The organism is Nocardia neocaledoniensis, assembly GCF_029868625.1.
Classification (GTDB): domain Bacteria; phylum Actinomycetota; class Actinomycetes; order Mycobacteriales; family Mycobacteriaceae; genus Nocardia; species Nocardia neocaledoniensis_A.
In genome coordinates this window covers 1-23671 of record NZ_JARWOJ010000142.1, presented here as the reverse complement: position 1 = coordinate 23671, position 23671 = coordinate 1, and the positions used below count along the sequence as shown (strand labels likewise).

At 70.1% G+C, this 23671-nt stretch carries 24 protein-coding genes, 2 tRNA genes and 1 pseudogene; 15 read left to right on the top strand and 12 right to left on the bottom strand.

The window, feature by feature from the left end:
* Nucleotides 1-141 precede the first annotated feature (141 nt).
* Nucleotides 142-618, bottom strand: coding sequence for an NUDIX domain-containing protein (locus tag QH270_RS10630; RefSeq protein WP_280340524.1), 477 nt, complete (start codon nt 616-618; stop codon nt 142-144).
* A gap of 25 nt (nt 619-643) precedes the next feature.
* Nucleotides 644-1054 carry a MarR family winged helix-turn-helix transcriptional regulator gene (locus QH270_RS10625; RefSeq protein ID WP_280340522.1) on the bottom strand — a complete coding sequence of 137 codons (411 nt, stop codon included), beginning with the start codon at nt 1052-1054 and terminating at the stop codon, nt 644-646.
* Between the two features lie 67 nt (nt 1055-1121).
* On the opposite strand from QH270_RS10625, the gene QH270_RS10620 reads away from it, so the two are divergent.
* Nucleotides 1122-1532 (top strand): MarR family winged helix-turn-helix transcriptional regulator, encoded by a 411-nt coding sequence (locus tag QH270_RS10620; protein ID WP_280340520.1) that lies wholly within the window; start codon nt 1122-1124, stop codon nt 1530-1532.
* Between the two features lie 65 nt (nt 1533-1597).
* Here QH270_RS10620 and QH270_RS10615 read toward each other — a convergent pair whose 3' ends face one another.
* From QH270_RS10615 to QH270_RS10605, 3 genes are all read right to left on the bottom strand, one after another.
* Nucleotides 1598-2809 (bottom strand): RNA polymerase sigma factor, encoded by a 1212-nt coding sequence (locus QH270_RS10615; RefSeq protein ID WP_280340519.1) that lies wholly within the window; start codon nt 2807-2809, stop codon nt 1598-1600.
* Nucleotides 2806-3201 (bottom strand): YciI family protein, encoded by a 396-nt coding sequence (locus tag QH270_RS10610; protein ID WP_280340517.1) that lies wholly within the window; start codon nt 3199-3201, stop codon nt 2806-2808. Before QH270_RS10610 ends, QH270_RS10615 begins: the two co-directional genes overlap by 4 nt.
* A 94-nt stretch (nt 3202-3295) precedes the next feature.
* Complete coding sequence (locus tag QH270_RS10605; protein WP_280340515.1) at nt 3296-4516, bottom strand: NAD(P)/FAD-dependent oxidoreductase; 1221 nt, start codon at nt 4514-4516, stop codon at nt 3296-3298.
* A gap of 150 nt (nt 4517-4666) precedes the next feature.
* Here QH270_RS10605 and QH270_RS10600 point away from each other — a divergent pair, with 150 nt between their 5' ends.
* A complete protein-coding gene (locus QH270_RS10600) occupies nt 4667-5311 on the top strand; it encodes a disulfide bond formation protein DsbA (RefSeq protein ID WP_280340513.1) in 645 nt (214 codons plus the stop codon).
* 123 nt (nt 5312-5434) lie between these two features.
* Here QH270_RS10600 and QH270_RS10595 read toward each other — a convergent pair whose 3' ends face one another.
* Entirely contained in the window at nt 5435-6667 is a 1233-nt protein-coding gene (locus QH270_RS10595; protein WP_432420335.1) for a M48 family metallopeptidase, read from the bottom strand.
* 36 nt (nt 6668-6703) lie between these two features.
* On the opposite strand from QH270_RS10595, the gene QH270_RS10590 reads away from it, so the two are divergent.
* Complete coding sequence (locus QH270_RS10590; RefSeq protein ID WP_232997335.1) at nt 6704-7177, top strand: ribose-5-phosphate isomerase; 474 nt, start codon at nt 6704-6706, stop codon at nt 7175-7177.
* 33 nt (nt 7178-7210) lie between these two features.
* The gene (locus QH270_RS10585) at nt 7211-8014 is read left to right on the top strand and encodes an Fpg/Nei family DNA glycosylase (protein ID WP_280340511.1); all 804 of its coding nucleotides are present in this window, start codon (nt 7211-7213) and stop codon (nt 8012-8014) included.
* 73 nt (nt 8015-8087) lie between these two features.
* On the opposite strand, the gene QH270_RS10580 is transcribed toward QH270_RS10585, so the two are convergent.
* Nucleotides 8088-9044 carry a GGDEF domain-containing protein gene (locus tag QH270_RS10580; RefSeq protein ID WP_110039617.1) on the bottom strand — a complete coding sequence of 319 codons (957 nt, stop codon included), beginning with the start codon at nt 9042-9044 and terminating at the stop codon, nt 8088-8090.
* Nucleotides 9045-9717: 673 nt separating this feature from the next.
* Between QH270_RS10580 and QH270_RS10575 the strand changes: the two genes are divergently transcribed.
* Nucleotides 9718-9788, top strand: a tRNA-Gly gene (locus tag QH270_RS10575).
* Between the two features lie 42 nt (nt 9789-9830).
* Nucleotides 9831-9907, top strand: a tRNA-Pro gene (locus QH270_RS10570).
* Nucleotides 9908-9968: 61 nt separating this feature from the next.
* On the opposite strand, the gene QH270_RS10565 is transcribed toward QH270_RS10570, so the two are convergent.
* The 3 genes and pseudogenes from QH270_RS10565 to QH270_RS10555 all read right to left on the bottom strand — a co-directional run bounded on the left by QH270_RS10565 (nt 9969) and on the right by QH270_RS10555 (nt 13754).
* Nucleotides 9969-10319, bottom strand: a complete 351-nt coding sequence (locus tag QH270_RS10565) for a hypothetical protein (RefSeq protein ID WP_280340509.1) — start codon at nt 10317-10319, stop codon at nt 9969-9971.
* 150 nt (nt 10320-10469) lie between these two features.
* Nucleotides 10470-11207: pseudogene (locus QH270_RS10560) on the bottom strand (metallophosphoesterase); the annotation flags it as partial.
* A 78-nt stretch (nt 11208-11285) separates the two neighbouring features.
* Nucleotides 11286-13754 carry a phosphoketolase family protein gene (locus tag QH270_RS10555; protein ID WP_280340507.1) on the bottom strand — a complete coding sequence of 823 codons (2469 nt, stop codon included), beginning with the start codon at nt 13752-13754 and terminating at the stop codon, nt 11286-11288.
* Between the two features lie 161 nt (nt 13755-13915).
* Between QH270_RS10555 and QH270_RS10550 the strand changes: the two genes are divergently transcribed.
* The 5 genes from QH270_RS10550 to clpX all read left to right on the top strand — a co-directional run bounded on the left by QH270_RS10550 (nt 13916) and on the right by clpX (nt 18972).
* On the top strand, nt 13916-14473 hold the full coding sequence (locus QH270_RS10550; RefSeq protein WP_280340505.1) for an FKBP-type peptidyl-prolyl cis-trans isomerase: 558 nt from the start codon (nt 13916-13918) through the stop codon (nt 14471-14473).
* Nucleotides 14474-14617: 144 nt separating this feature from the next.
* Nucleotides 14618-15982 (top strand): trigger factor, encoded by a 1365-nt coding sequence (gene tig, locus QH270_RS10545; protein ID WP_280340502.1) that lies wholly within the window; start codon nt 14618-14620, stop codon nt 15980-15982.
* Between the two features lie 187 nt (nt 15983-16169).
* Nucleotides 16170-16745 (top strand): ATP-dependent Clp protease proteolytic subunit, encoded by a 576-nt coding sequence (locus tag QH270_RS10540; RefSeq protein WP_110039492.1) that lies wholly within the window; start codon nt 16170-16172, stop codon nt 16743-16745.
* Between the two features lie 43 nt (nt 16746-16788).
* Nucleotides 16789-17451, top strand: a complete 663-nt coding sequence (locus QH270_RS10535) for an ATP-dependent Clp protease proteolytic subunit (RefSeq protein WP_280340500.1) — start codon at nt 16789-16791, stop codon at nt 17449-17451.
* A gap of 240 nt (nt 17452-17691) precedes the next feature.
* A complete protein-coding gene (gene clpX / locus QH270_RS10530) occupies nt 17692-18972 on the top strand; it encodes an ATP-dependent Clp protease ATP-binding subunit ClpX (RefSeq protein ID WP_218721478.1) in 1281 nt (426 codons plus the stop codon).
* A gap of 81 nt (nt 18973-19053) precedes the next feature.
* Here clpX and QH270_RS10525 read toward each other — a convergent pair whose 3' ends face one another.
* Nucleotides 19054-19863, bottom strand: coding sequence for a hypothetical protein (locus QH270_RS10525; RefSeq protein WP_280340494.1), 810 nt, complete (start codon nt 19861-19863; stop codon nt 19054-19056).
* 450 nt (nt 19864-20313) lie between these two features.
* On the opposite strand from QH270_RS10525, the gene mihF reads away from it, so the two are divergent.
* On the top strand, nt 20314-20628 hold the full coding sequence (gene mihF / locus QH270_RS10520; protein WP_019045768.1) for an integration host factor, actinobacterial type: 315 nt from the start codon (nt 20314-20316) through the stop codon (nt 20626-20628).
* Nucleotides 20629-20709: 81 nt separating this feature from the next.
* Here the strand turns inward: mihF and QH270_RS10515 are convergent, their stop codons facing one another.
* Nucleotides 20710-21882 (bottom strand): FHA domain-containing protein, encoded by a 1173-nt coding sequence (locus tag QH270_RS10515; protein WP_280340492.1) that lies wholly within the window; start codon nt 21880-21882, stop codon nt 20710-20712.
* 152 nt (nt 21883-22034) lie between these two features.
* Between QH270_RS10515 and QH270_RS10510 the strand changes: the two genes are divergently transcribed.
* From QH270_RS10510 to QH270_RS10500, 3 genes are all read left to right on the top strand, one after another.
* A complete protein-coding gene (locus tag QH270_RS10510) occupies nt 22035-22712 on the top strand; it encodes a TetR/AcrR family transcriptional regulator (RefSeq protein WP_280340490.1) in 678 nt (225 codons plus the stop codon).
* On the top strand, nt 22709-23269 hold the full coding sequence (locus QH270_RS10505; RefSeq protein WP_280340488.1) for a GNAT family N-acetyltransferase: 561 nt from the start codon (nt 22709-22711) through the stop codon (nt 23267-23269). Before QH270_RS10510 ends, QH270_RS10505 begins: the two co-directional genes overlap by 4 nt.
* A 67-nt stretch (nt 23270-23336) precedes the next feature.
* The coding region (locus QH270_RS10500) for a hypothetical protein (protein ID WP_280340485.1) at nt 23337-23671 on the top strand (335 nt) is incomplete at its 3' end.

The following is a 23671-nucleotide window of genomic DNA, read 5'->3' as shown; positions in this document are numbered from 1 at the left end:
GGTACGGCATCCGTATTATCTGGTTGCCTAGCGGGCGGCGGGTTACCTTGTGCTGGGCAGGGTGGATGCCGTTAATGGCCTTGAGCTGTATGTCGGTGGGATTGTCCGCAATCTACCCCCGCGCGGGCCCGCGCGCCCGGGTCAGTCGAGGTACTCGGCGAGGCGGCCGAGGAAAGGCCGTTGCCCTTTGCCGAGCTTCTCCGAGGCTGTGGTCAGGTCGAACCAGGCGGCCCGGTCGATCTCCGGGAACTCGCGGAACCGGCCGGAGCGGGGCGGCCATTCCAGTTCGAAGGTGCCGGGCACGATCTCGTCCGGATCCAGATCACCCTCGACCGCCCACACGGTCACGGTCTTGCGCTTGCTGCCGCTGCCGTACCGCACATCGCCGAGGTCCACCCACGGACCGTCCGGGACCGGCAGGCCGAGTTCCTCGGTGAACTCGCGGCGGGCCGCCACCCGCGGCAACTCCTCGCCGAGCACGTACTGGCCCTTGGGGATCGACCACGCCGAGGCGTCCTTCTTGGCCCACAGCGGGCCGCCCATGTGGCCGAGCAGCACCTCGGTTCCGTTCGCGCCCCGGCGATAGACCAGCACCCCCGCACTGAAAACTTCCGTCACCGCAGAGAGTCTGCCAGCAATACCGTCATTCGAGCGCGTCGACGAAACGGTCGAGCAGCCGGGCGAAGGCGACCCGATCGGCGCCGGACCAGCCGGTCATCGCCCGGTCGAAGGCGCCGCGGCGCCGCTCGTGCGCGTGCGCGAGCACCGTGCGGCCACGGTCGGTGAGCGCCAGCAGGGACCGGCGGCCGTCGGTCTGATCGGCTTCCCGGCGCAGGAATCCGGCGGTGACGGCGGCCGCGACGAGCTTGCTCGCCCTCGGCTGGTCCACGGCCAGCGCTGCGGCCACGGTCGACACGGTGGGCGCTGTCGCGTCCTCGACGACATCGAGCACGTCGAAGGCCTGTCCGCTGGGCTGATCGGTGCCGAGGGCGCGCCTGGTCTGGCGCCGCCGGATGGCGATCATCGCCCGTTCGATCCGCTCGACCTCGTCCACGGCCACATGCTACCTTCAGACATATATATGTCGTAGGACATGTAATTGTTGAAAGGTATGCACCGTCATGTCGGAGCGCAGATTGATCGGCTACCAGGTCAAACGCCTGGACCAGCTCATCGAGGCCACGTTCGAGCGGGCGATCGACACCGCCGGGATGTCCCGTCGCGAATGGCAGACGCTGAACACCCTCGTCGGCGACCCCGGCGCCGACCTCGTCGATGCCCTGCGCCCGTTCTGGCAGACCACGGACGATTCCGTCGCCGCGGTCACCGACGCGCTGATCGGGCGGGGTTGGCTCGTCCGCGCGGGTGGCCGGTACGCCGTCACCGCCGGGGGACTCGCCGCGCACGAGGCGGCCGGGCAGGCGGTGGCAGCCATCCGCCGCCGCATGGTCGACGGCGTCACCGAGGACGAATTCGGCACGTGCGCAGAAACGCTCGGCGCCATGATCGCGAATCTCGAATCGGCACAGTGATCTGCGGAAGCAGGGCGAACACGGCGACGCGCACTCCGGGCTCGGGGGCGGTGGTACGGAGGGCGTTATGTGGTGCGCACACGGGCCGCGCGTAACAGCAGGTAGTCGCGCTCCGGTGTGCTCGCCGTCTGAGTCGCGGCCCGCTGGTATTCGATGACGGCCGCGGCGTCCTCGCCCGCCATCTCGTGCAGGTGACCGCGCACGGCGGCGAGGCGATGCGAACGAGCCAGCGGTTCGGCGACCGTGTCGACCACCGCGAGCCCGGCGGCGGGCCCGTGCACCATGGCGGTCGCCACCGCGCGGTTGAGGGTCACCATCGGGTTCGGGGCGAGGCGTTCGAGCATGGTGTACAGCACGAGGATTCGTGCCCAGTCGGTGTCCTCGACGCGGGCGGCCTGGGCGTGCAGCCCGGCGATGGCGCCCTGGATCTGGTACGGCCCGGTCAACCCGGCCGACAGGGTGGCGGTGAGCAGGCGCAGGCCCTCGGTGATCTGGGCGCGGTCCCAGCGGGTGCGGTCCTGCTCGTGCAGCGGGATCAGCTCGCCGTGCGGACCGGAGCGCGCGGCGCGGCGCGCGTCGGTCAGCAGCATCACCGCGAGCAGACCGCCGACCTCCGTGTCCTCGGGCAGCAGGGTGTGCAGTGTGCGGGTCAGGCGAATGGCCTCGGCCGACAGGTCGGCCCGGCGCAGCCCCGCCCCCGAGGTGCTGGTGTGGCCCTCGGTGAAGATCACGTACAGCACTCGCAGGACGGCGTCGAGGCGGGCGGTGTCGTGCGCGCCGTCGGCGAACGGGCGCGACGCCTCGGCCAGCCGCTTCTTCGCCCGCGAGATGCGTTGCGCCATGGTCGCTTCCGGCACCAGGAAGGCGGCGGCGATCTCGCCGGTGCTCAGGCCGCCGACCGCGCGCAGGGTCAGCGCGATCGCGCCCGCCGCCGGTAGGTCGGGGTGGCAGCACAGGAAGTACAGGTCGAGGGTGTCGTCGCGGGCACCCGCCTCGGCCGGCACGTCCCGGACGAACACCGTGGTCTCCCGGCGTCGCCGCGCCACCTCGGCGCGCACCGCGTCGGCCATCCGGCGCTGGGCCACCTGGATCAGCCAGCCGCGCGGGTTCTCCGGGACGCCCTCGGTGGTCCACTGGGTCGCGGCCGCCAGCAGGGCGTCCTGCACCGCGTCCTCGGCCAGATCGAAATCGCCGAACCGGCGGACCAGCACACCGAGGACCTGCGGTGCCAGCGTGCGGAGCAGGTCCTCGGTGCCGGGGGTCAGTGTGCCGGTCACTCGGTGGGCGCGCTCATGACCGGGCGAACCTCGATGTACTCGCCGATGGGCGCGCCACCGGGGCCCGGCGCCGCCGAGGCCTGCGCGGCGATCTCGATCGCGCGATCGGGGGAATCGACGTCGACGATCCAGTACCCGGCCAGGAACTCCTTGGTCTCCGGGAACGGCCCGTCGGTCACCACCGGCGCCGAGCGGCCGTCCGAGGACACGATCAGCGCCTGCTCGGGGCCTGCCAGCCCCTGGGCCTCGACGAGTTCACCCGAGGCGGCGAGCTGCTCACCCAGCGCCCGCTGGAAATCGATGTGGGCGGCGATGTCCTCGGGCGCCCACTCGTGGATCGGGATGTCGCAGTGGGCGGTCGGGCCGTAGGTCTTCACCAGCATGTACTTCATGAGTGGCTCCTCGTTGTCGGTGCGCCCGGCGGCGCGCTCGCTGACAGGTCGGAGCCACGCGGCCCGCTTCGACACATCGACCTGGTGAACTGGATCACAGTGGGGTGTCGGCGTCGGCCAGCCGGTCCGGGTCGACCTGCTCGCCGGACAGGATCAGCTGCTTGATCCGGTCGGTCACGTCCCAGACATTGACGTTCATGCCCGCCCGCACCCGATTGCTCGCGTCGAGCCAGAACGCCACGAACTCGCGTTCGCCCTGGTCACCGCGCACCACCACGCGGACGTCGTCGTCGCGGCCGACGTAGCCGGTGTATTCCATGCCGACGTCGTACTGGTCGCTGAAGAAATAGGGCAGCCGGTCGTAGGTGGCGGGCCTGCCGAGCATGGTCAGCGCGGCCACCGCGGGCTGATTGAGCGCGGTCGCCCAGTGCTCCACGCGCACCCGGCGACGCAGCACAGGATGCTCCTGCTCGGCGATGTCACCGACCGCGACCACGTCGGGGTCGCTGGTGCGCAGCGCTTCGTCGACCAGGACGCCACCGTTCACCGCCAGTCCGGCGGCCACCGCGCCTTCGATGTTCGGTTGGGCGCCCACCGCGACCAGCACCGCCTGCGCCGGGATCACCGTGCCGTCGCCGAGTCGAACGCCGGTAGCGACGCCGTCGTCGGTGAGAATCGCGTCGACCTTCGTTCCGGTGCGCAGGTCCACCCCGTGCGCGCGGTGCACGTCGGCGTAGAAGGCGCCCATCTCCGGGCCGAGCGCACCGACCAGGGGCAGGTCCGCGGCCTCGAGCACCGTGACCTCGACGCCCTTGGCCCGCGCCTGCGCGGCGACCTCGAGCCCGATCCAGCCCGCCCCGATGATCACCAGTTGCCGGTTGTCGCGCAGCACCCGCGCCAGGACATCGGAATCGCCGATGGTGCGCAGCGTGTACACGTTCGGCGCGTCGGCGCCGGGCACGGGCAGGGTGCGCGGGCGCGAACCCGTGGCCAGGGCCAGCTTGTCGTAGCCGAGGGTGGACCCGTCGGGCAGCGTCACCGTGTGGGCCCGCGCGTCGAACGCCGTCACCGTGGTGCCCAGCTGGAGGTCGATGTGGTGATCGCGGTACCAGGACCCCTGGTCGACGGTGAAATCGGGCAGCTGCTGAGTACCTGCCAGATGCTGTTTGGACAGTGGGGGCCGCTCGTAGGGCAGCTCCTCCTCGGCGGCCAGCACCGTCACCCGGCCGTCGAAGTCGTTGGCGCGCAATGCTTCGGCGAGCTTGGCGGCACCGAGCCCGCCGCCGATCACGACGAAATGCTGATTCGAGCTCATGAACGGACTCCTTCTCGCGGGCGACCGGGACTCCTCGCCGTCGAGCCTAGTGCGCTCGGCGCCGCGCGGGAACGATTCCGCGCGTGCCGCGGTTGCATCAACCGGCGGGGCATTGCGGCCTGCCCACTGCGACCCGAGAGGAACATGCTCGTGAGCGATCAAGCCACGAAGAAGGACGTCGTCGATTTCTGGTTCGATCCGCTGTGCCCGTGGTGCTGGATCACCTCGCGCTGGATCCTGGAGGTCGAGCAGGTACGCGACATCGAGGCGCGGTTCCACGTGATGAGCCTGTCGGTGCTCAACGAGGGCCGTGACCTGCCCGAGCAGTACCGCGAACTGATGTCGGTGGGCTGGGGCCCGGTCCGGGTCGCCATCGCGGCCGCCGAGAAGTACGGCGACGAGATCCTGCCCGCGCTCTACACCGCGCTCGGCACCCGCTTCCACAATCGCCGGGCCGAGTACGAGCGCGACAGCTCCGAGGCGACCTTCGCCGCGATCATCGACGACGCCCTGGCCGAACTGGATCTGCCCGCCGAGCTCGCCGCCGCCGCGAGCAACCCCGATTTCGACGCCGCGCTGCGCAAGAGTCACCACGCGGGCATGGACAAGGTGGGGCCCGACGTCGGTACCCCGACGATCCATGTCAACGGTGTCGCGTTCTTCGGTCCCGTGCTGTCGCGCATCCCGCGCGGCGAGGACGCGGGCCGCGTTTTCGACGGCGTGGTCGCGCTCGCCTCCTACCCGCACTTCTTCGAACTCAAGCGCACCCGCACGGAAGAGCCGGTGTTCGACTAGCGGCTGGCGCCGCGGGGGTTTTTGGGGGGGGGGGGGGGGGGCGGCCGCGCCCGGGCGCCGGGGGGGGGGCCGGGGGGGCGCCCCCCGCCCCCCCCCCCCCCAAAACCCCGTGCCGGGGTGGTGTCAGCGCGGTGGCAGCGCAGGCGGACCGGTCTGGACCGGATAGCCGCCCGGCGGCGGGATCATCCCCTGCGGAGCACTCGGCCGCCAGAACATCGGACCCGGCCTGCTGCGGTCGCGCAGCGCCCACATCCGCCAGGTGAGCACGGGGTGGCTCGACATCGCGTTGACCAGCATCACGAAGCCACCGCGTTCGGTCGCCGCGCGGTCGGCCATCTCGTCGAAGCCGACCTCGGTGTTGAGGTACTTGCCGGCCGCCAGGGTCGCCATCGCGCCCGGCGCGCCCTGATGCCGGTGGCAGTAGCCGTGATTGTCGGCCGTGTACTCCTGTGCCCTGATCAGCGACGAACCGAGCAGCGGCAGCCACGGCGCCACGAACATCCCGAGCTGTCGCCAGTACGACACGTGCCCGGCCGCGATGTGGCCGACCTCGTGGCCGATGATGAACGCCAGCGCGTCGGGTTCGCGTGCGGCACCGCCGACTTCGAACAGGTCGCTGTAGACCACCACGAACCGGCGGAACCCGTGTCCGGAGGCGAACGCGTTGATCTGACCGTTGCCGAGCACCACGAACGCGTCGGGCGCCTTGGCCATCCCGAACCGCGCCGCCGCCTCCTGCACCAGCCGATACCCCTCGGGGAACTGCGTCGGCGACATCTTCACGCCGTTGATCCGCATCCGCGCGTAGTTCATGCCGCGCCCGGCCCACAGCAGCACCGGCGCGAACAACAGCAGCAGGACATACGGACTGGTCAGGATCGAACCGGATTCCTCCGGCCGGCCCGGGTCGTCGGCGACCGGCGGCGCGACGAACTCGGCCAGCAGGATCAGCAGCACCAGCAGATACGCGACGCCGGTGAGCATGATGACCACCACCAGCAGCGGAATCTCCCACGGATGCCGGGCGGGCATGCCGTAGGGCGAGAGCCCGCGCGGCGCCTGCCGCGGCGGCATCGGCGGGCCGCCGGGCGGATAGTGGCCCGGTGCGTAACCAGGGTGGGCGACCGGCGGATACGGGCCGGGATGGTACGGCGCCTGCGGGTGCGCACCGGACGGGAATCCGCCGGTCGGCGGGCCGGGCTGGGCCCATGGTGACGGCGCGGGCCCCGGCTGCGCGGGCGGGGGAGGGGTGTCGTCGGTGCCCTTGTCCAGCGACGGCGCCGCGTCGATGGGCCTGCCCCGATGCTCCGGCGGTGGACCTGCCGAATGCGGGGAATGCGGTTCGTGCGGGTGCATGAAACGACTCTAAAGGCGCCTGACACAATCGCAGCCATGCGCGTTTACCTGGGTGCCGACCATGCCGGTTTCGAACTGAAGAATCACGTCAAGGCCCATCTGCAGGAGGCCGGACACGAGGTCGTCGACTGTGGCGCCCTCGAATACGACGCTCTCGACGACTACCCCGCCTTCTGCATCGAGGCGGCCCGCCGCACCGTGGCCGACCCGGGCTCGCTCGGCCTGGTCTTCGGCGGTAGCGGCAACGGCGAGCAGATCGCCGCCAACAAGGTCCCCGGCGCCCGCTGTGCCCTGGCCTGGAGCGTCGAGACCGCCAAGCTGGCCCGGGAGCACAACAACGCCCAGCTGATCGGCATCGGCGGCCGCATGCACACCACCGCCGAGGCGCTCGCCATCGTCGACGCGTTCCTCGCCCAGCCGTGGTCGGAGGAGCCGCGCCACCAGCGCCGCATCGACATCCTCGCCGACTACGAGAAGTCCGGCGAGGCCCCCGAGGTCCCCGCCTACTGAGCAACCAGATGAGTGTCGAGAAGGGTGGGTTCCGTGCCTGAGGGGCACACCCTTCATCGCATCGCCCGCCTGCACCAGGACCGGTTTTCCGGTGGCGCCGTGCGGGTTTCGAGTCCGCAGGGCCGCTTCGCCGAGGGTGCCGCGCTGGTGGACGGGCGGGTGCTCGAGCGGGCCGAGGCGGTCGGCAAGCATCTGCTGCACCACTACGAGTCCGGTTTGACCGTGCACGTGCATCTCGGGTTGTACGGCACGTTCAGTGCGGCGGAGCTGCCGATGGGGCCGCCCGTCGGGCAGGTGCGCATGCGGATGATCGGCGCGGCAACCGAATTCGGGACCGATCTGCGCGGGCCGACCGCGTGCGAGGTGCTCGACCCCGCCGAGGTGGATGCCCTGGTGGCGCGTCTCGGCGCCGACCCGCTGCGGCCCGATGCCGATCACGAACGCGCCGGTGCGCGAATCCGGCGCTCCCGCAGGGCCATCGGCGCGCTGTTGATGGACCAGTCGATCATCGCCGGCGTCGGCAATGTGTACCGGGCGGAAGTGCTGTTCCGCCACGGCATCTCGCCGTTCCGGCCCGGCACCTCGATCAGCGCCACCGAATGGGACGCCCTGTGGGCCGATCTCGTCGACCTGATGCCGATCGGCGTGACCACCGGCCGCATGCATGTCGTCCGCCCCGAACACGACACCGGCGCGCCGTCGTACGCCAAGGACCGCCCCCGCACCTACGTCTACCGCAGGCAGGGCGAACCCTGCCGGGTGTGCGCCACCCCGATCCTCCACAAGGTCATGGACGCGCGAAACCTCTTCTGGTGCCCCACCTGTCAGTCCCACTGACCGCCGGGAGCACGAGCAACGAACACTGAAGAGGACTGAGCCGGACCGCGAAGTGCAGGCTTCGCGATCCGACTCAGCCCGCGACCGCGGTTCCCAGTTCCGGGTCGCCCGATTCGGCGAGCGCGAAACGCCGCCCGCCCGCGGATTTCGCCGAATACATCGCGCGGTCGGCGCGACGCAGCAGGTCGGTGAAATCGCACGTCTTTCCCGGCGCGCAGAACGCCGTGCCCACGCTGGCCGACACCGGGACCGGCCCCGCGCTCGACCACACCGGGTCGCGCAGCGCCGCGACCACGCGGTGGGCCAGTTCGCCGAGGGTGTCGCGGCGCGGATTGGCCGCGACCACGAACTCGTCGCCGCCGTACCGGCAGATCACCGTGTCGGGCGGACACACCTCGCGCAGCCGGTTGGCCAGCTCGACCAATACCTCGTCGCCGATCGCGTGCCCGTAGCCGTCGTTGATCTGCTTGAACCGATCCAGGTCGACCACCAGGACGCCGACGCCGCGGGTCGGGTCGGCCGCGAAGGCCCTGACCCGTTCCTGCAGCAGCGTGCGATTGGCCAGATCGGTGAGTGCGTCGTGGGTTGCCTCGTGGCGCAAGCGGTGCTGCAGCGCGGCGATCTCCTGTACGCGCAGTGACACTTTCGCCGAGATGTTCTGTTCCTGTTGCGCGAGCGCGCGTTCCTGCAGCGCCTGCGCGTAGCTGTCGATCGCCTGGCTGGCCACCAGCGGCCAGCGGGTCGCGACCAGCGAACCCGGCACGCCGGAGGGGAAGCCGAGCAGCCAGCGGGTGGCGTGCGCCAGCATCCTGGTTCGTTCGAAGGGTGCTTCGGCCAGTCGCGCGCCGAGCATCCGCGCCTGCGGCACCGGGAACGGTTCGGTCCTCGCCAGGTGGAGCAGCCGCTCGACGATCTCGACGAGCACCGGCTCCAGCTGGTGCGGCGCCGTGGAGGAACCCGGTTCGGCGCACACCGCGCGAGCCCAGGCGCGGGCCATCGCGGCGACCGGTGGCTCGATGTGGACAGTCATCGAGATCACCGGCGGAAGGTGGCGACGGTCTTGCCACCTCGATCGTTCGCACTGCTACGCGGTTGAGTCCACCGAGTTCGGCACACGCTCACCGCCCCCTTTCCAGATACCCCCGTCCGGCAAAAAGGATCCTAGCAAGCCACCCGAGACCTAAAAGTCGCGATATAGAACGCGTTGCAGGCCTCTCGCGAATGGCGATCGGGTATGACATCGCTACAGAAGCTCCGGCGTTACACACTTCCCGAAAAAACTTTGGGAGCACCGAAACGTGCAGCGTGTTGCCCGTCTCACGGTGGGGGGCGTTGGTTCGCCATGCGGTTTCCTCCTGGCACGGGGGCTGATCGTGACGAGGATGCTCGATCCGTCACGCGCCATCTCATGGTGGCCTACGCGCCGCCCCCGCGGCAGGTTTTCAAGGAAAAAACTCCTATTTATTCCCCCGGTGGAGCGAGCGTCGGTTACCCCGAGACGCGTGCCCACCATCGTGTCCGCCGACGGGTTTCGGCGGATAGAGTCATTAGGCCCTAATCGGGCATTGCCCAGCGGGTGTCGACACCGCCGGAAGGGGCGCGTCGCCCGGCTCGCCCAGGGGCGGATTGGCGTTTCGCGCGCGGGATTCGGTACAGTCGTGGCGCACACGACATCGTGGCGATCCCATCGATGTCGTATGCCTGCGGGTGTAGTTCAATGGTAGAACCTCAGCCTTCCAAGCTGATGGTGCGGGTTCGATTCCCGTCACCCGCTCAAACATGAATTCCCTCGACGGCGTCTCAGCCTGCGAGGCCTCGGGGTGTAGCGCAGCTTGGTAGCGCATCCGCTTTGGGAGCGGAGGGTCGCAGGTTCAAATCCTGTCACCCCGACCATCGACACGATTCATTCGCCCAGCTCGGCCCGTCAGGGCGGCGGCCCGATCCCACCCGGCGCTCAGGCGCAGTGGAAGCGGAATTCGGCGCTCGCGTCCTTGCCCGCGGTCACCGTGACGCGTACCGGCGCCTTGTCGGACATCGCGCAGCCGCCGGGCACCTTCGAGACCGCGGCCTCGTAGCAGCCCGCGGGCAACGTCGTGGTGGCGCGGCCGTCGGCGCCGCTGACCACGGTGGCCACCACCTGATCCGCGCCGCACGGAGTCACCGCGACATCGGCCCGATTCACCGGAATCGGTTCGCGGCCGGTGAAGGTGTGGATCGACAGGGTTCCCGCGCCGGGATCGGCCGCCGCCACGCCGGCGCCGACCAGGGGACAGAGCACGGACAGTGAGAGCAATGTTCGGCGCATGAACCTCTCCTCAGCGGTGAGTCGGGTCGTCCGGTGCCGATGGTAAGCCCGTTCGGGCAGGTCGCGGCCGGTCGGCGCGGAGTGTCGAGTTGACGATTCGGCGACGATGCGGGCGCGGCGGCCTCAGCCCGTCGGCGTGATGCCCGCGCGCTCGGTCCACACCTGCTCGGCGGGGACCGACAGCGTGCTCATCTCCGGATAGCGCAGCGCCGAGAGCGCGCCGCCGAACACGGCGCCGGTGTCCAGGCACAGCGTGTTGTTGACCCAGGCCAGCTCGGTGACCGGGGTGTGCCCGTACGCGACGGTCGCGGCGCCGCGGTAGTCCCTGGCCCAGTCGTAGCGGATGGGGAAGCCGTGCTCGTCGTACTCGCCGGTCGGTGAGCCGTAGAGGGCGAACGACCGCGCGCGCCCCGAGGTGCTGCCGTGCAGGCTCTCCGGCAGGCCCGCGTGCGCGACCACCAGCTTGCCCCCGTCGAGCAGGTAGTGGCTCGGCAGCGTGTGCAGGAAGGCCCGGACGGCACTGCGGAATTCGGCGTCCTCCTCGGCCAGCTGGGCCATCGAGCGTTCCAGGCCGTGGGCGATCCGCACGTTCCGGCCGTCGAGGGCGCGCACGAGCTTGTAGTCGTGATTTCCGGTGACGCACAGGGCGGTCCGCGCGCCGACCATGCCCATCACCAGGCGCAGCACGCCGGGCGTGTCGGGCCCACGGTCGACGAGATCGCCGACGAACACCGCGATGCGGCCCGCCGGATGGGCGGCGCCGATCGCGCGGCCGCGCTCGTCCCGGTCGAGGTGGTAGCCGAGTTCGCCGAGCAGGGTGATCAACTCGCCGGCGCAGCCGTGCACATCGCCGATGACGTCGAACGGTCCGGTGAGGTCGCGGCGATCGCGGGGCAGCGCGTCGAGGGGGCGGGGCTCGGTCATCGGCTCCATCGTCGTGCAGGCGCGGCCCGCGCCGCAACCGCGTTACGTCGCCGAGGGGACCGCGGCCGCCGGCCAGACCCAGTCCGCGACGACCGGGATGTCCTCGCCGTGCTCCCTGGTCCAGCGGCGCGCGATCAGCCTGGCGTCGACCATCTCCTGGCGCAGACCCGCCGCCTGCCCACGCAGACCTGGCACCCGATCGATGACGTCGAGCACCAGGTGGAAGCGGTCGAGGTCGTTGAGCATCACCATGTCGAAGGGGGTGGTGGTCGTGCCCTTCTCCTTGTATCCGCGCACGTGCAGTTCGGCGTGGTTGGTGCGGCGATAGGTGAGGCGGTGGACCAGCCAGGGATAGCCGTGGAAGGCGAAGATCACGGGGCGGTCGGTGGTGAACAACGCGTCGAACTCGGCGTCGGGCAGGCCGTGCGGGTGCTCGTCGGCGGGCAGCAGCCGCATGAGGTCGACGACGTTGACCACCCGCACGCGCAGGTCGGGCAGACGATCACGCAGGATCGCGGCTGCGGCGAGGGTTTCCAGGGTGGGGATGTCACCCGCGCAGCCGAGCACCACGTCGGGGGTGGTGCCCGGTTCGTCCTTGTGGCACGCCCACTCCCAGATGCCGGCGCCGCGGGCACAGTGCAGCGCGGCCTCGGACACCGAAAGCCAATCGGGCCCCGGCTGTTTGCCCGCCACGACCACATTCGCGTAGTGCAGCGAACGCAGGCAGTGGTCGTAGGTGGACAACAGGGTGTTGGCGTCCGGCGGCAGGTACACGCGCACGATCTCGGGACTCTTGTTGGCCACCACGTCGAGGAAACCCGGGTCCTGGTGGGTGAATCCGTTGTGGTCCTGGCGCCATACGTGCGAGGTGAGCAGGTAGTTCAGGCTCGGGATCTTGCACCGCCACGGCACCGCCAGGCTGGCGTCGAGCCACTTGGCGTGCTGGTTGAACATGGCGTCGACGATGTGGATGAACGCCTCGTAGCAGGTGAACACGCCGTGGCGGCCGGTCAGCAGATAGCCCTCGAGCAGGCCCTGGCACACGTGCTCGGAGAGCACCTCCACTGCCCGCCCGCGCGTCGACAGGTCGACGTCCCAGCGCCCGACCTCGGCCTGCCAGTCGCGGCCGGTCACCTCGAGGATGTCCTGCAACCGATTGCTGACCAGCTCGTCGGGCGCGAAGGTGAGGAAGTTGTCCGGATTGCGCGCGGTGACGTCACGCAGCCAGCCGCCGAGCACCCTGGTCGCCTCGTGCGTTCCCGCGCCGGGCCGGTCGACCGGGACGCCGTACTCGCGCCAGTCGGGCAGATCGAGATCGCGGACCAGCAGCCCGCCGTTGGCCACCGGATCGAGGCTCATCGGCCGCTCCGGCACCTGGGCGAGCAGCTCGGGCACCGGCGCGCCGGACTCGTCGAACAGTTCCTCGGGCCGATACGACCGCAGCCACCGTTCCAGCACCCGGCGGTGTTCGGGGTTCGTGCGGGCCGCGGGCAGGGGCACCTGGTGCGCGCGGAAGGTGCCCTCCACCCGCTCGCCGTCCACCACGGGCGGACAGGTCCAGCCCTTGGGCGTGTGCAGAACGATCATCGGCCAGCGCGGCCGGGTGGTGTCGCCGTCCTCGCGGGCGGCGCGCTGGAACCGGGCGATCTGCGCCAGGCAGCTGTCCATCGCGGCGGCCATGTCCTGGTGCACCCGCGCGGGATCGGAACCGGAGACGACGATCGGCTGGTAGCCGTACCCGCGCAGCAACTCGACGAGCTCCGCCTCGGGGATGCGGGCGAAGATGGTCGGATTGGCGATCTTGTACTCGTTGAGCGCCAGGATCGGCACCACGGCGCCGTCCCGCCCCGCGTTGAGGAATTTGTTCGCGTGCCAGCTGCCTGCCAGTGGCCCGGTCTCGGCCTCGCCGTCGCCGATCACGCAGAACACGGTGAGCTCGGGATTGTCGAGCGCGGCGCCGTAGGCGTGCAACAGGCTGTAGCCCAGTTCGCCGCCCTCGTGGAAGGAACCGGGGGTCTCCGGCGCGCAATGGCTCGGCACGCCACCGGGGAAGGAGAACTGGTGGAACAGCCTGCGCATGCCCGCTTCGTCGCGCGGGATGTCGCGGTAGAGCTCGGCGTAGGCGCCCTCCAGCCACGCGCACGCGTTCGGGCCGGGGCCGCCGTGCCCCGGACCCGCCACGAACACCGCGTGCAGGCCGCGGTCCCTGATCACCCGATTCGCGTGCGCCCACACCAGATTCAGGCCGGGCACGGTGCCGAAGTGCCCGAGCAGGCGCGGCTTGACGTCCTCGGCGCGCAGCGGCTCGCGCAGCAGCGGGTTGCGCAGCAGGTAGATCTGGCCGACGGCCAGATAGTTCGCCGCCCGCCACCAGGTGTCCACCGCCACCAGCTCAGGACGGGTCAGTGGACCGGGGGCCTCGGCGAGGACGTAGGGCTCGGGCGCGATCGTCTCGCCCTCACCGCCGCCCACGGTGTCGGCCGCGGTATCGCGTTCGAGATCGCTGGTCATCGCGGACTCTCCTCGCAGTCGGTGCGCCGCGGCGCCGGGCGCCGCGGTCAGTGCCCGTGGCGCCGTTCGACATCCGGAGCCACCGGTGCGGAAACGCACCGCCGAGCCTACCGCCGTGCCGGTCCTGCGCGCGGTGCGCGCGGTCCATTACTGTGCGGGCCATGCATTCTCTCGGCAGGATTTTCGGCATCGGACTCGTCGCGGCCGCCGCGATCGCGACAGCGGCCTGCGGCTCGGACACCGGCTCGGCGAGCGCCTCCTCGTCGACGACCAGTGCCGCCGCGGGCGCGCCGACGGCGAGCAAGGGCCGCGAGTGCACCGCGGACGACATCAAGGTCGAGGGCGGCTTCGGCGACGCGCCGGAGATCACCATCCCCGACTCGTGTGACCCGCCCAAGACGCTGATCGTCAAGGACCTGGTGCCCGGCACCGGCCCCGGCGCGGCGGCCGGACAGCCGCTGACCATGAACTACGCGCTGGTGACCTGGTCGGACAAGCAGACCCTGGACAGCTCCTTCAAGCGCGGTAAGCCGTTCGGGCTGACCCTGGGCGCCGGTCAGGTCATCGAGGGCTGGGACCAGGGCCTGCTCGGGGTTCAGCAGGGCGCCCGGCGCCTGCTGATCGTGCCGCCGGAGCTCGGCTACGGCGCGGGCGGCAACGGCGTCGCGCCGAACGAGACCCTGGTCTTCGTCACCGACGCGGTGCAGGTCGGCGGCTAGCCCGCCGGCTGAACCACCGCCGATTACACGACCGCAAAGCCGGTCAACTACCCTGGTCGGGATGCGCATTGTGCGCCGCACCGACTCAGGGCGCGACGCCCCATGGCGGGGACACCACTGAACTACGAACCAAGGAGCATGTCCGTGAAGAGCACCGTCGAGCAGCTGAGCCCGACCCGGGTCCGGATCAACGTCGAGGTGCCCTTCGAGGAGCTGAAGCCCGACTTCGACAAGGCCTACAAGGCGCTGGCCCAGCAGGTCCGGATCCCCGGTTTCCGTCCGGGCAAGGCCCCGGCCAAGCTGATCGAGACCCGCGTCGGCCGCGGCGCCGTGCTGGAGCAGGTCGTCAACGACGCGCTGCCCGCCCGCTACGCCGAGGCCGTGCAGGCCACCGAGGTGAAGGTCATCGGCCAGCCCGAGATCGAGATCACCAAGATCGAGGACGGCGACGAGCTGGCGTTCACCGCCGAGGTCGACGTGCGCCCCGAGATCGCGCTGCCGGACTACTCGGGCCTCGAGGTCACCGTCGACTCCTTCACCATCGAGGACGCCGACATCGAGCAGCAGCTCACCTCGCTGCGTCAGCGCTTCGGCACCCTGACCGGTGTCGAGCGCGCCGTGCAGGACGGCGACTTCGTCTCGATCGACCTCTCGGCCACCGTCGACGGCGAGGACGTCCCCGAGGCGGCCACCACCGGCCTGTCGCACGAGGTCGGTTCGGGTCAGCTGATCGAGGGCCTCGACGAGGCTGTCACCGGCCTGAAGGCGGGCGAGTCCGCCGAGTTCACCTCCACCCTGGTGGCGGGCGAGCACGCCGGCAAGGAAGCCGTCATCACCGTCACCGTGCAGTCGGTGAAGGAGCGCGAGCTGCCCGAGGCCGATGACGAGTTCGCCCAGCTGGCCAGCGAATTCGACACCATCGACGAGCTCAAGGAAGACCTGAAGGGCCGCGTCGAGCGTTCCAAGAAGGTCGAGCAGGCCGGTCAGATCCGCGACAAGGTGCTCGACACCCTGCTCGAGACCGTCGAGGTGCCGCTGCCCGAGGCCGTCGTCAAGGCCGAGGTCGACGCGGTGCTGCACGACGCCGTCCACGGCTTCGACCACGACGAGGCCAAGCTGGCCGAGGCGCTCGAGGCGCAGGGCTCCTCCCGCGAGGAGTTCGACAAGGACACCCAGGAAGCCGCCGAGAAGTCGGTGAAGACCCAGCTGCTGCTCGACGCCATCGCCGAGGCCGAGAACACCCAGGTCGGTCAGCAGGAGCTGACCGAGCGCATCCTGTTCCAGGCCCAGCGCTACGGCATGTCGCCGGAGCAGTTCATCCAGCAGGTGCAGCAGGCCGGTCAGCTGGGCGCGGTGTTCGCCGACGTCCGCCGTGGCAAGGCGCTGGCCGGTGTCGTCGGTCAGGTGAAGGTCACCGACTCCGACGGCAACGTGGTCGACACCACCGAAATGTTCGGTGACCCCGCGGATTCCGCCGAGACCGAACAGGTCGAGGCCGCCGCCGAATAAGTTCTGCGATGCCGGTGTGACCGGTTCCCCGCATGGGGTGCTTGGATTGCGCTGTGAGCGAAGAAGGGCGGTACCGGGAGTTCGGTGCCGCCCTGCTTCGTTAGTGTTTGTGACGACGAACCGTAGGCCGTAAGCAATCGGTGAGAAGAGAAGGCAGGTATCCGTGACAATCAACCAGGCAGGGGTCATGACAGCCGCTACTGCTGGTCTCAACCTCAGTGATTCGGTGTACGAGCGGCTGCTGCGCGAGCGCATCATCTTCCTCGGCACCCAGGTCGACGATGACATCGCGAACAAGCTGTGCGCGCAGATCCTGCTGCTCTCGGCCGAGGATCCGACCAAGGACATCTCGCTCTACATCAACTCCCCGGGTGGCTCGGTCACCGCGGGCATGGCGATCTACGACACGATGCAGTTCGCCGAGTGCGACATCAAGACCGTCGCGATGGGTCTGGCCGCCTCGATGGGGCAGTTCCTGCTCACCGCGGGCACCCCGGGCAAGCGCTTCGCGCTGCCGCACACCCGGATCATGATGCACCAGCCGTCGGCGGGCATCGGTGGTTCGGCGGCCGATATCGCCATCATGGCCGAGCAGTTCGCGCACACCAAGCGTGAGCTCAACGAGCTGCAGGCGCAGCACACCGGCAAGTCCGTCGAGCAGGTCACCGAGGACGCGGACCGCGACCGCTGGTTCACGGCGAAGGAAGCCCTCGAGTACGGCTTCATCGACCACGTGGTCGCCCACGCGAACCAGGCGAAGTAGCGCCACCGCGCCCCACCCACTCGAGACAAGCTTGGAGACAAAGATGGCCAATCTGATCGACCCGCGCGGCCTCGGTGGCGCTGCCGCCGCGAATCCCCAGTCGCGCTACATCCTGCCGCAGTTCACCGAGCAGACGTCGTTCGGTGTCAAGACCTCGGACCCGTACAACAAGCTGTTCGAGGAGCGGATCATCTTCCTGGGCAACCAGGTCGACGACGTCTCGGCGAACGACATCATGGCGCAGCTGCTGGTGCTGGAGTCCCAGGACCCCGACCGCGACATCACCATGTACATCAACTCGCCCGGTGGCTCGTTCACCGCGCTGATGGCGATCTACGACACCATGCAGTACGTCCGCCCCGACGTGGTGACGGTCTGCCTCGGCCAGGCCGCCTCGGCCGCGGCCGTGCTGCTGGCCGCCGGTGCGCCGGGTAAGCGCGCCGCGCTGCCCAACGCGCGCATCCTGATCCACCAGCCGTCCTCCGGCGGCGTGCAGGGCCAGGTGTCCGACCTCGAGATCGCCGCGGCCGAGATCGAGCGGATGCGGCGCCTGATGGAGGTCACCATCTCGCGGCACACCGGGAAGTCCGAGGAGCGGGTCCGTAAGGACACCGACCGCGACAAGATCCTGACGGCCGAAGAGGCCAAGGAATACGGCATCGTGGACCAGGTGTTCGACTACCGGAAGCTCAGCGGTCAGAAGTGACACGCCCGGGCCCGTCGCCTGATCTGGGCGGCGGGCCCACCTTTTTTCCACCGTGGGCCTCACAATGGTGAGAACCCGCACAACCCTTCACAGAAACATGCGCGAGTTGTCGACCTCTCTCGCGCACAGCAGGTACGGTCGACTCAGGGACCATTGCTCTGATTGACGGCACCGAAACGTATTTTCCGGCCCAATCGGGGACGACGGTCGCACTCGGACAAGGAAGTAGGGACCTACGAGATGGCGCGCATCGGAGACGGCGGCGATCTGCTCAAGTGCTCGTTCTGCGGAAAGAGCCAGAAGCAGGTCAAGAAGCTCATTGCGGGCCCCGGGGTCTATATCTGCGACGAGTGCATCGACCTGTGCAACGAGATCATCGAGGAAGAGCTGGCCGAGTCGAGCGAGGTGAAGCTCGACGAGCTGCCCAAGCCCTCGGAGATCCGGGACTTCCTGGAGAACTACGTCATCGGCCAGGACACGGCCAAGCGCACCCTCGCGGTCGCGGTGTACAACCACTACAAGCGCATCCAGGCCGGCGACAAGGGCCGCGACAGCCGCGGCGAGACCGTCGAGCTGGCCAAGTCGAACATCCTGATGCTCGGCCCCACCGGCTGCGGCAAGACCTACCTCGCGCAGACGCTGGCGAAGATGCTGAACGTGCCGTTCGCCATCGCCGACGCCACCGCGCTCACCGAGGCGGGCTACGTCGGTGAGGATGTGGAGAACATCCTGCTGAAGCTGATCCAGGCCGCCGACTACGACGTCAAGCGCGCCGAGACCGGCATCATCTACATCGACGAGGTCGACAAGATCGCCCGCAAGAGCGAGAACCCCTCGATCACCCGTGACGTCTCCGGCGAGGGCGTGCAGCAGGCGCTGCTGAAGATCCTGGAGGGCACCCAGGCGAGTGTGCCGCCGCAGGGTGGACGCAAGCACCCGCACCAGGAGTTCATCCAGATCGACACCACCAACGTGCTGTTCATCGTGGCGGGCGCGTTCGCGGGGCTGGAGAAGATCATCTCCGACCGCACCGGGCACCGCGGCATCGGTTTCGGCGCCGAGGTCCGCTCCAAGGCCGAGGTCGACACCGACGACCACTTCGCCGACGTGATGCCCGAGGATCTGATCAAGTTCGGCCTGATCCCCGAGTTCATCGGCCGCCTGCCCGTCGTCGCCTCCGTGACGAACCTGGACAAGGAATCGCTGGTCAAGATCCTCTCGGAGCCGAAGAACGCGCTGGTCAAGCAGTACGTGCGGCTGTTCGAGATGGACGGCGTCGACCTGGAGTTCACCACCGACGCCCTCGAGGCCGTCGCGGACCAGGCGATCCTGCGCGGCACCGGCGCTCGTGGCCTGCGCGCCATCATGGAGGAAGTTCTGCTCCCGGTGATGTACGACATCCCCGGCCGCGACGACGTCGCCAAGGTGGTCGTCAACGCGGACACCGTCACCGAGAACGTCCTGCCGACGATCGTCCCCCGCAAGACCCAGCGCACCGAGCGCCGCGAGAAGTCGGCCTAGTAGCGCACCTGATCACCCGATGAGGGCCCGTCCACCGGACGGGCCCTCATCGCGTTTCCGGGCGTGCGGTCACGGAGCGGGTCAGCTGTCGCGGAACGACGGCGCGGCCGCGAGCATGTCTTCCTCTTCGTCGGCGGGGATGTCGGCCGAGGCGCGGGCGATGGCGGTGCTGTAGCGGGCGCTGGCGGCGTTGTGGATCATCAGGGCGACGCCGATCATCACCGGGGCCACGGCGTGCACCGCCGCGTCGTACCAGTTGCCCGCGCTCAGGTGCGGGTAGGTGTTGAGGGCGATGGTGAGGGCGAGCAGGAACAGCTCGGCGACCAGGACCTGGGTGCGGTTGCCCATCACACCCCACTCGGCGACGCGCGTGGTGCCGATCATGATGATGATGAGGCAGACGCTGATCATCGCCTCCAGGCCGAAGCTGGCCCAGTAGAGCGGGTCACCGGGACCGCCGGGGGCGATGTTGTGCTGCACGTTCACCGCCGACCACAGCATGCCCGCGATCACCACGCCGGCCAGCGCGCGCAGCGACCAGGTGCGGTGCTGATAGAGCGAGGCCAGCCGGGCGCGCGGGTTCGATTCGCGGCGCTGCGCGGCCATGGCCTTGCGGGCCAGCATCAGATCGGCCATCTCGGCCCGCTCCATCGCCGCCGTGGTCTCGCGCAGGCGGTCGGCATGGGTGGAGGCGGCCTTGATCTGCTTCCAGCGCTGGTCGCGCTCGTAGGTGCGGATCTTCTCGGCCAATTCCCGCTCGGCGCGCAACTCGTCCTCGGACAGCGCGTCGGTGAGCGCCGGGTCGGACTGGTACTCGATGCGCCGACGGGCGCGCTCCACCCGCACGGGCAGTGCGACGACCTCGTTATCGAGCGGGTGTTCCTCGCGCATCGCAACTCCAGACAGCTCAGGGTTCGCCGGGTCGCGTCATTCTTGCGCATCGCGCCGTCCTGAGCACAACCGCGGGCCGAATTCCCCTCCGACCCGCGGTGGCCGGAAACCTCTGGCGCACAACTGTGTAGCTGTTATCGCGGAGCACCGGGGACACGGTGACGATCGTCGAGGACGGTCGCGCCCGGGGTCGAGGAGCGTCGTTGATCCTCCGTGGTTCGCCGTTGAACCTTGATCCCGTGTAGTGCTTCTGCTGATGTGTCGCCGCCGACGGGTCAGGTGTTACGTCCGTTTGGTCCGTCTTGCAGGGCGTTCACCCGTAACGACGGGCCCGACGCGCAAAACTCATCGGCGTATCCTCGCGGTGTGTCGGACTGGTGCCGCCGTTCGGGTGCTGTTTACTCGGTCCGTCAATCAGATGTTCGAGTGACGAGTGGAAGCGGAGGAGACATGGCACTGCCTACGATGACCGCCGAACAGCGCACCGAGGCGTTGGCCAAAGCGGCTGCCGTGCGCAAGGCGCGCTCGGAACTGATCGGCAAGGTGAAGGAGGGCAAGGTCACCGTCGCCGATCTGCTCAAGAAGGCCGACAGCGACGACCTGGTCAAGAAGACCAAGGTGGCCGCGGTGATCAAGGCGCTGCCGGGCGTCGGTCCGGTGAAGGCGGCCAAGTTGATGGATCAGGCCGAGATCCCCGAGGATCGTCGTATCGGCGGGCTCGGTGCCCGCCAGCGCGCGGCACTGCTCGACGCCCTCGAGGCCTGAGCCGACCAGCGATCCGACGCCCGTGGACGCACAGCGTGCACGCCACGGGCGTCGGGACAGTTCGGCCAGGGGGAGCCCGGCTCAGACGCAGTAGGTGAGCAGGAAATCGTTGATCCGCAGGCGCCAGCCCGGCTGGAGCTCGATGGGCAACGTGCCGACGCGCGACCAGCGCTCGGAATCGGGGGCGGCGAAGAACGTGCCGGAGGTGGCGGGAGCCTCCCGGACGAACACCTTGCCTCGTTCGGGGGCGACGAAGGCATGGACCCGGGAGACGAGCCGATCCCGTTCGATCAGGATCGGGGTGGCGGCGGCGGCCCGCACCGATTCGTCACCGGAGGGGTTGCGGCCGAGCACATAGGACCGGTCCAGCGGATAGCTGAGTCCGTCCTCGGTGACCAGTGCGCCCCGTGGGCTGCTCTGCCCGGACTTTCCCAGCGCGACCGGCTCGGCGAGCTTCGCGGCGTCCAATGCCTGGGACCAGGCCAGCGGGGCGCTGGTCGCGGGGGAGTTGCGCGGGCCGGTGCTGACGGTCTCGCCCTCGATGGTGCTCGGACGCGCACCGGTGCTGACGGTCTCGCTTTCGGAGCTGCCGACGTCGGCCGTCGGCACGAAACCCGTTCCCGGCGCCTCCGCGACCTGCAGGCTCGCGGTGGGCGGCCTGGTACCGCTGCCGTCGGCGCGGGCTCCGGTGTCGCGCAGGGCCCGGAAACCGGTGGCCTCGGTCGGCGCCGGTTCGTCGATGGTCTCCACGCGGCGCGGCGCCGGATTGCGCTTGCGGCCCATGGTGAGCACGAATCCGTTGCCGGTGACGATGCCGGCGCGCAGATCGGTGCGGGGGTTGGCGCTGGTCGGGTCGGCCATCTCGGCGCCGATCGCGATCCGGCGGACCGGTTCGCGGATGATCTCGTCGACCCAGGTGAAGGCTCGGTCGCCTGCCACCCTTCGGTTGCCCTCGGCGCCGGAGACCTCGGCGATCACCGCGCCGCGCAACAGGATCAGCATCCCGTCGGCGGTGGGGGCGAGGACGCCGAACGGCGGCGGTGCCGAGGCGCCGCCGAAGACGACACCGGCCAGGCGCTGGGCCAGGGCCGCACCGGGCGCCGAGGCGGCGGTGCTGAGTGCGACGGTCTCGACAGCGCCGAGTAGTCGATCGGTGGACGGGGTCTCCCCGGCGAGATAGATGACGACGTCGCCGAATCGGGCGACGATCCCGGTACCGGGCACGATGGCCACGGTAGACGAATGCGCGCGCATCACTGCCTCCTTGTCGGGCTGGCCTTTGCCAGCATAGATCCCCGCCGCGCACGGGATGACGGTTGTGCCCGCGAACAATCGGTGGATAGCCGCCCACCCGCGCGAACATTGTTCGTGTCAAACGTCGTTCGTGGGCTGCGTATGATCGGCGCATGAACGCCGCACCCGTCAGTCGCCGGGTCAGACCGGCGAAGGCACCGTTGAGCCGCGAGGTCGTGCTCGAGACCGGTCTGCGCATTCTCGACGCCGAGGGCCTGGCCGCGCTCACCATGCGCCGCGTCGCCAAGGAACTCGACACCGGCGCCGCCTCGCTCTATGTCTACGTCGCCAACCGCGACGATCTGATGACCGGCATGCTCGACCACGTCCTGTCCACCGTGCCGACGCCGACCGAGGGCGACTGGCGCGAGCGCCTGACCACGCTGGTCGAGGACACCGTCGACGTGCTGGCCCGGCACGAGGGCCTCGCCCTGGTCGCCCTCGGCCGGATCCCCACCACCGAGCACGCCCTCGCCCTCGTCGAGCAGCTGCTCGCCCTGTTGCGCGCGGGTGGGCTCGACCCGTCGACCGCCGCCTGGGCCGTCGACCTGCTCTGCCTGCATCTCACCGCCGCGGCCGCCGAGCAGTCCGTCCACAACACCGCGGGCCGTGGCCGAGCACACCACCTCGCCGAGATCGGCCGCCGGTTCGACGCGGTGCCCGCCGAGCGGTATCCGACCCTCGTCGCGCTGCGCGCGCAGCTGCTGGCCGGCGACGGTGACGCCAGGGCTCGCTGGGCGCTGCGCGTGCTGCTCAACGGGATCGTCGCCACGCCGGTGGGCGCGCGATGAAGCCGGAGATCACGCGGCCCCGGGTGCTCGGCGGCCCGATCCGGCCCGCCCGCGAGGACGACATCGAGCGGCTGCGCGAGATCGAGTGCCTCGCCGGAGCGCCGTTCGCCGAGATCGGGATGGTTGCGGTGGCCGAGGACGAACCACCGGCGGCCGAGACCCTGCGGGAATACCTCGTTGCCGAGCGCGCCTGGGTGTGGCCGGACGAGACCGATCGCCCGATCGGCTACCTGGTGCTCGGACTCGTCGACGGGCAGCCCCACATCGACCAGGTCTCCGTCGACCCCGCCCACAGCGGTCAGCGCGTCGGTAAGCGGCTGATCGATCACGCGGTGCACTGGGCGAAAGCCCGTGGGCTGCACGAGATCACCCTCACGACGTTCACCCAGGTCCCGTGGAACGGCCCCTACTACGCGCGCCTCGGCTTCACCTACATCCCCGTCACCGAGGAGACGCCGGAACTGCGGGCGATCCGCGCCGCCGAGATCGCCCACGGCCTCGACGAATGGCCACGCGCCTGCATGCGCGCCGAGCTGACGACCTGGATCGACGGCTGACGCACGGGCCGGTGAACTGTGGCACGTCGGCACCGACGCCGGCTTCGGCGAATCGTCCGGTAGGTGGATGCGCGAGGCCCGCGCTGATCCACGCCGACTCGCGGTGTCGCCCGAGCGCGTGCGCAGACGATGTCCGGGGCGCGCGCCGCGGGGCGGCGCGGCGGGGGGCCCCGCGGGGGGGCGGGGGGGGGGGGGGGGGGGGGGGGGGCCCGCCGGGGGGGGGGGGGGGGGGGGGGGCGCGGGCGGGCCCCCCCGGGGGGGGGGGGGGGGGGGGCGGGGGGGGGGGGGGGGGGGGGGGGGGGGGGGGGGGGGGGGGGGCCCCGCGGCGGCGACGGCCGCCGTGCCCAGGACCCGAGGTGAGCGATCCGCGCGGCGGGCACGTGACCGCGCTCCGGCTCGGTC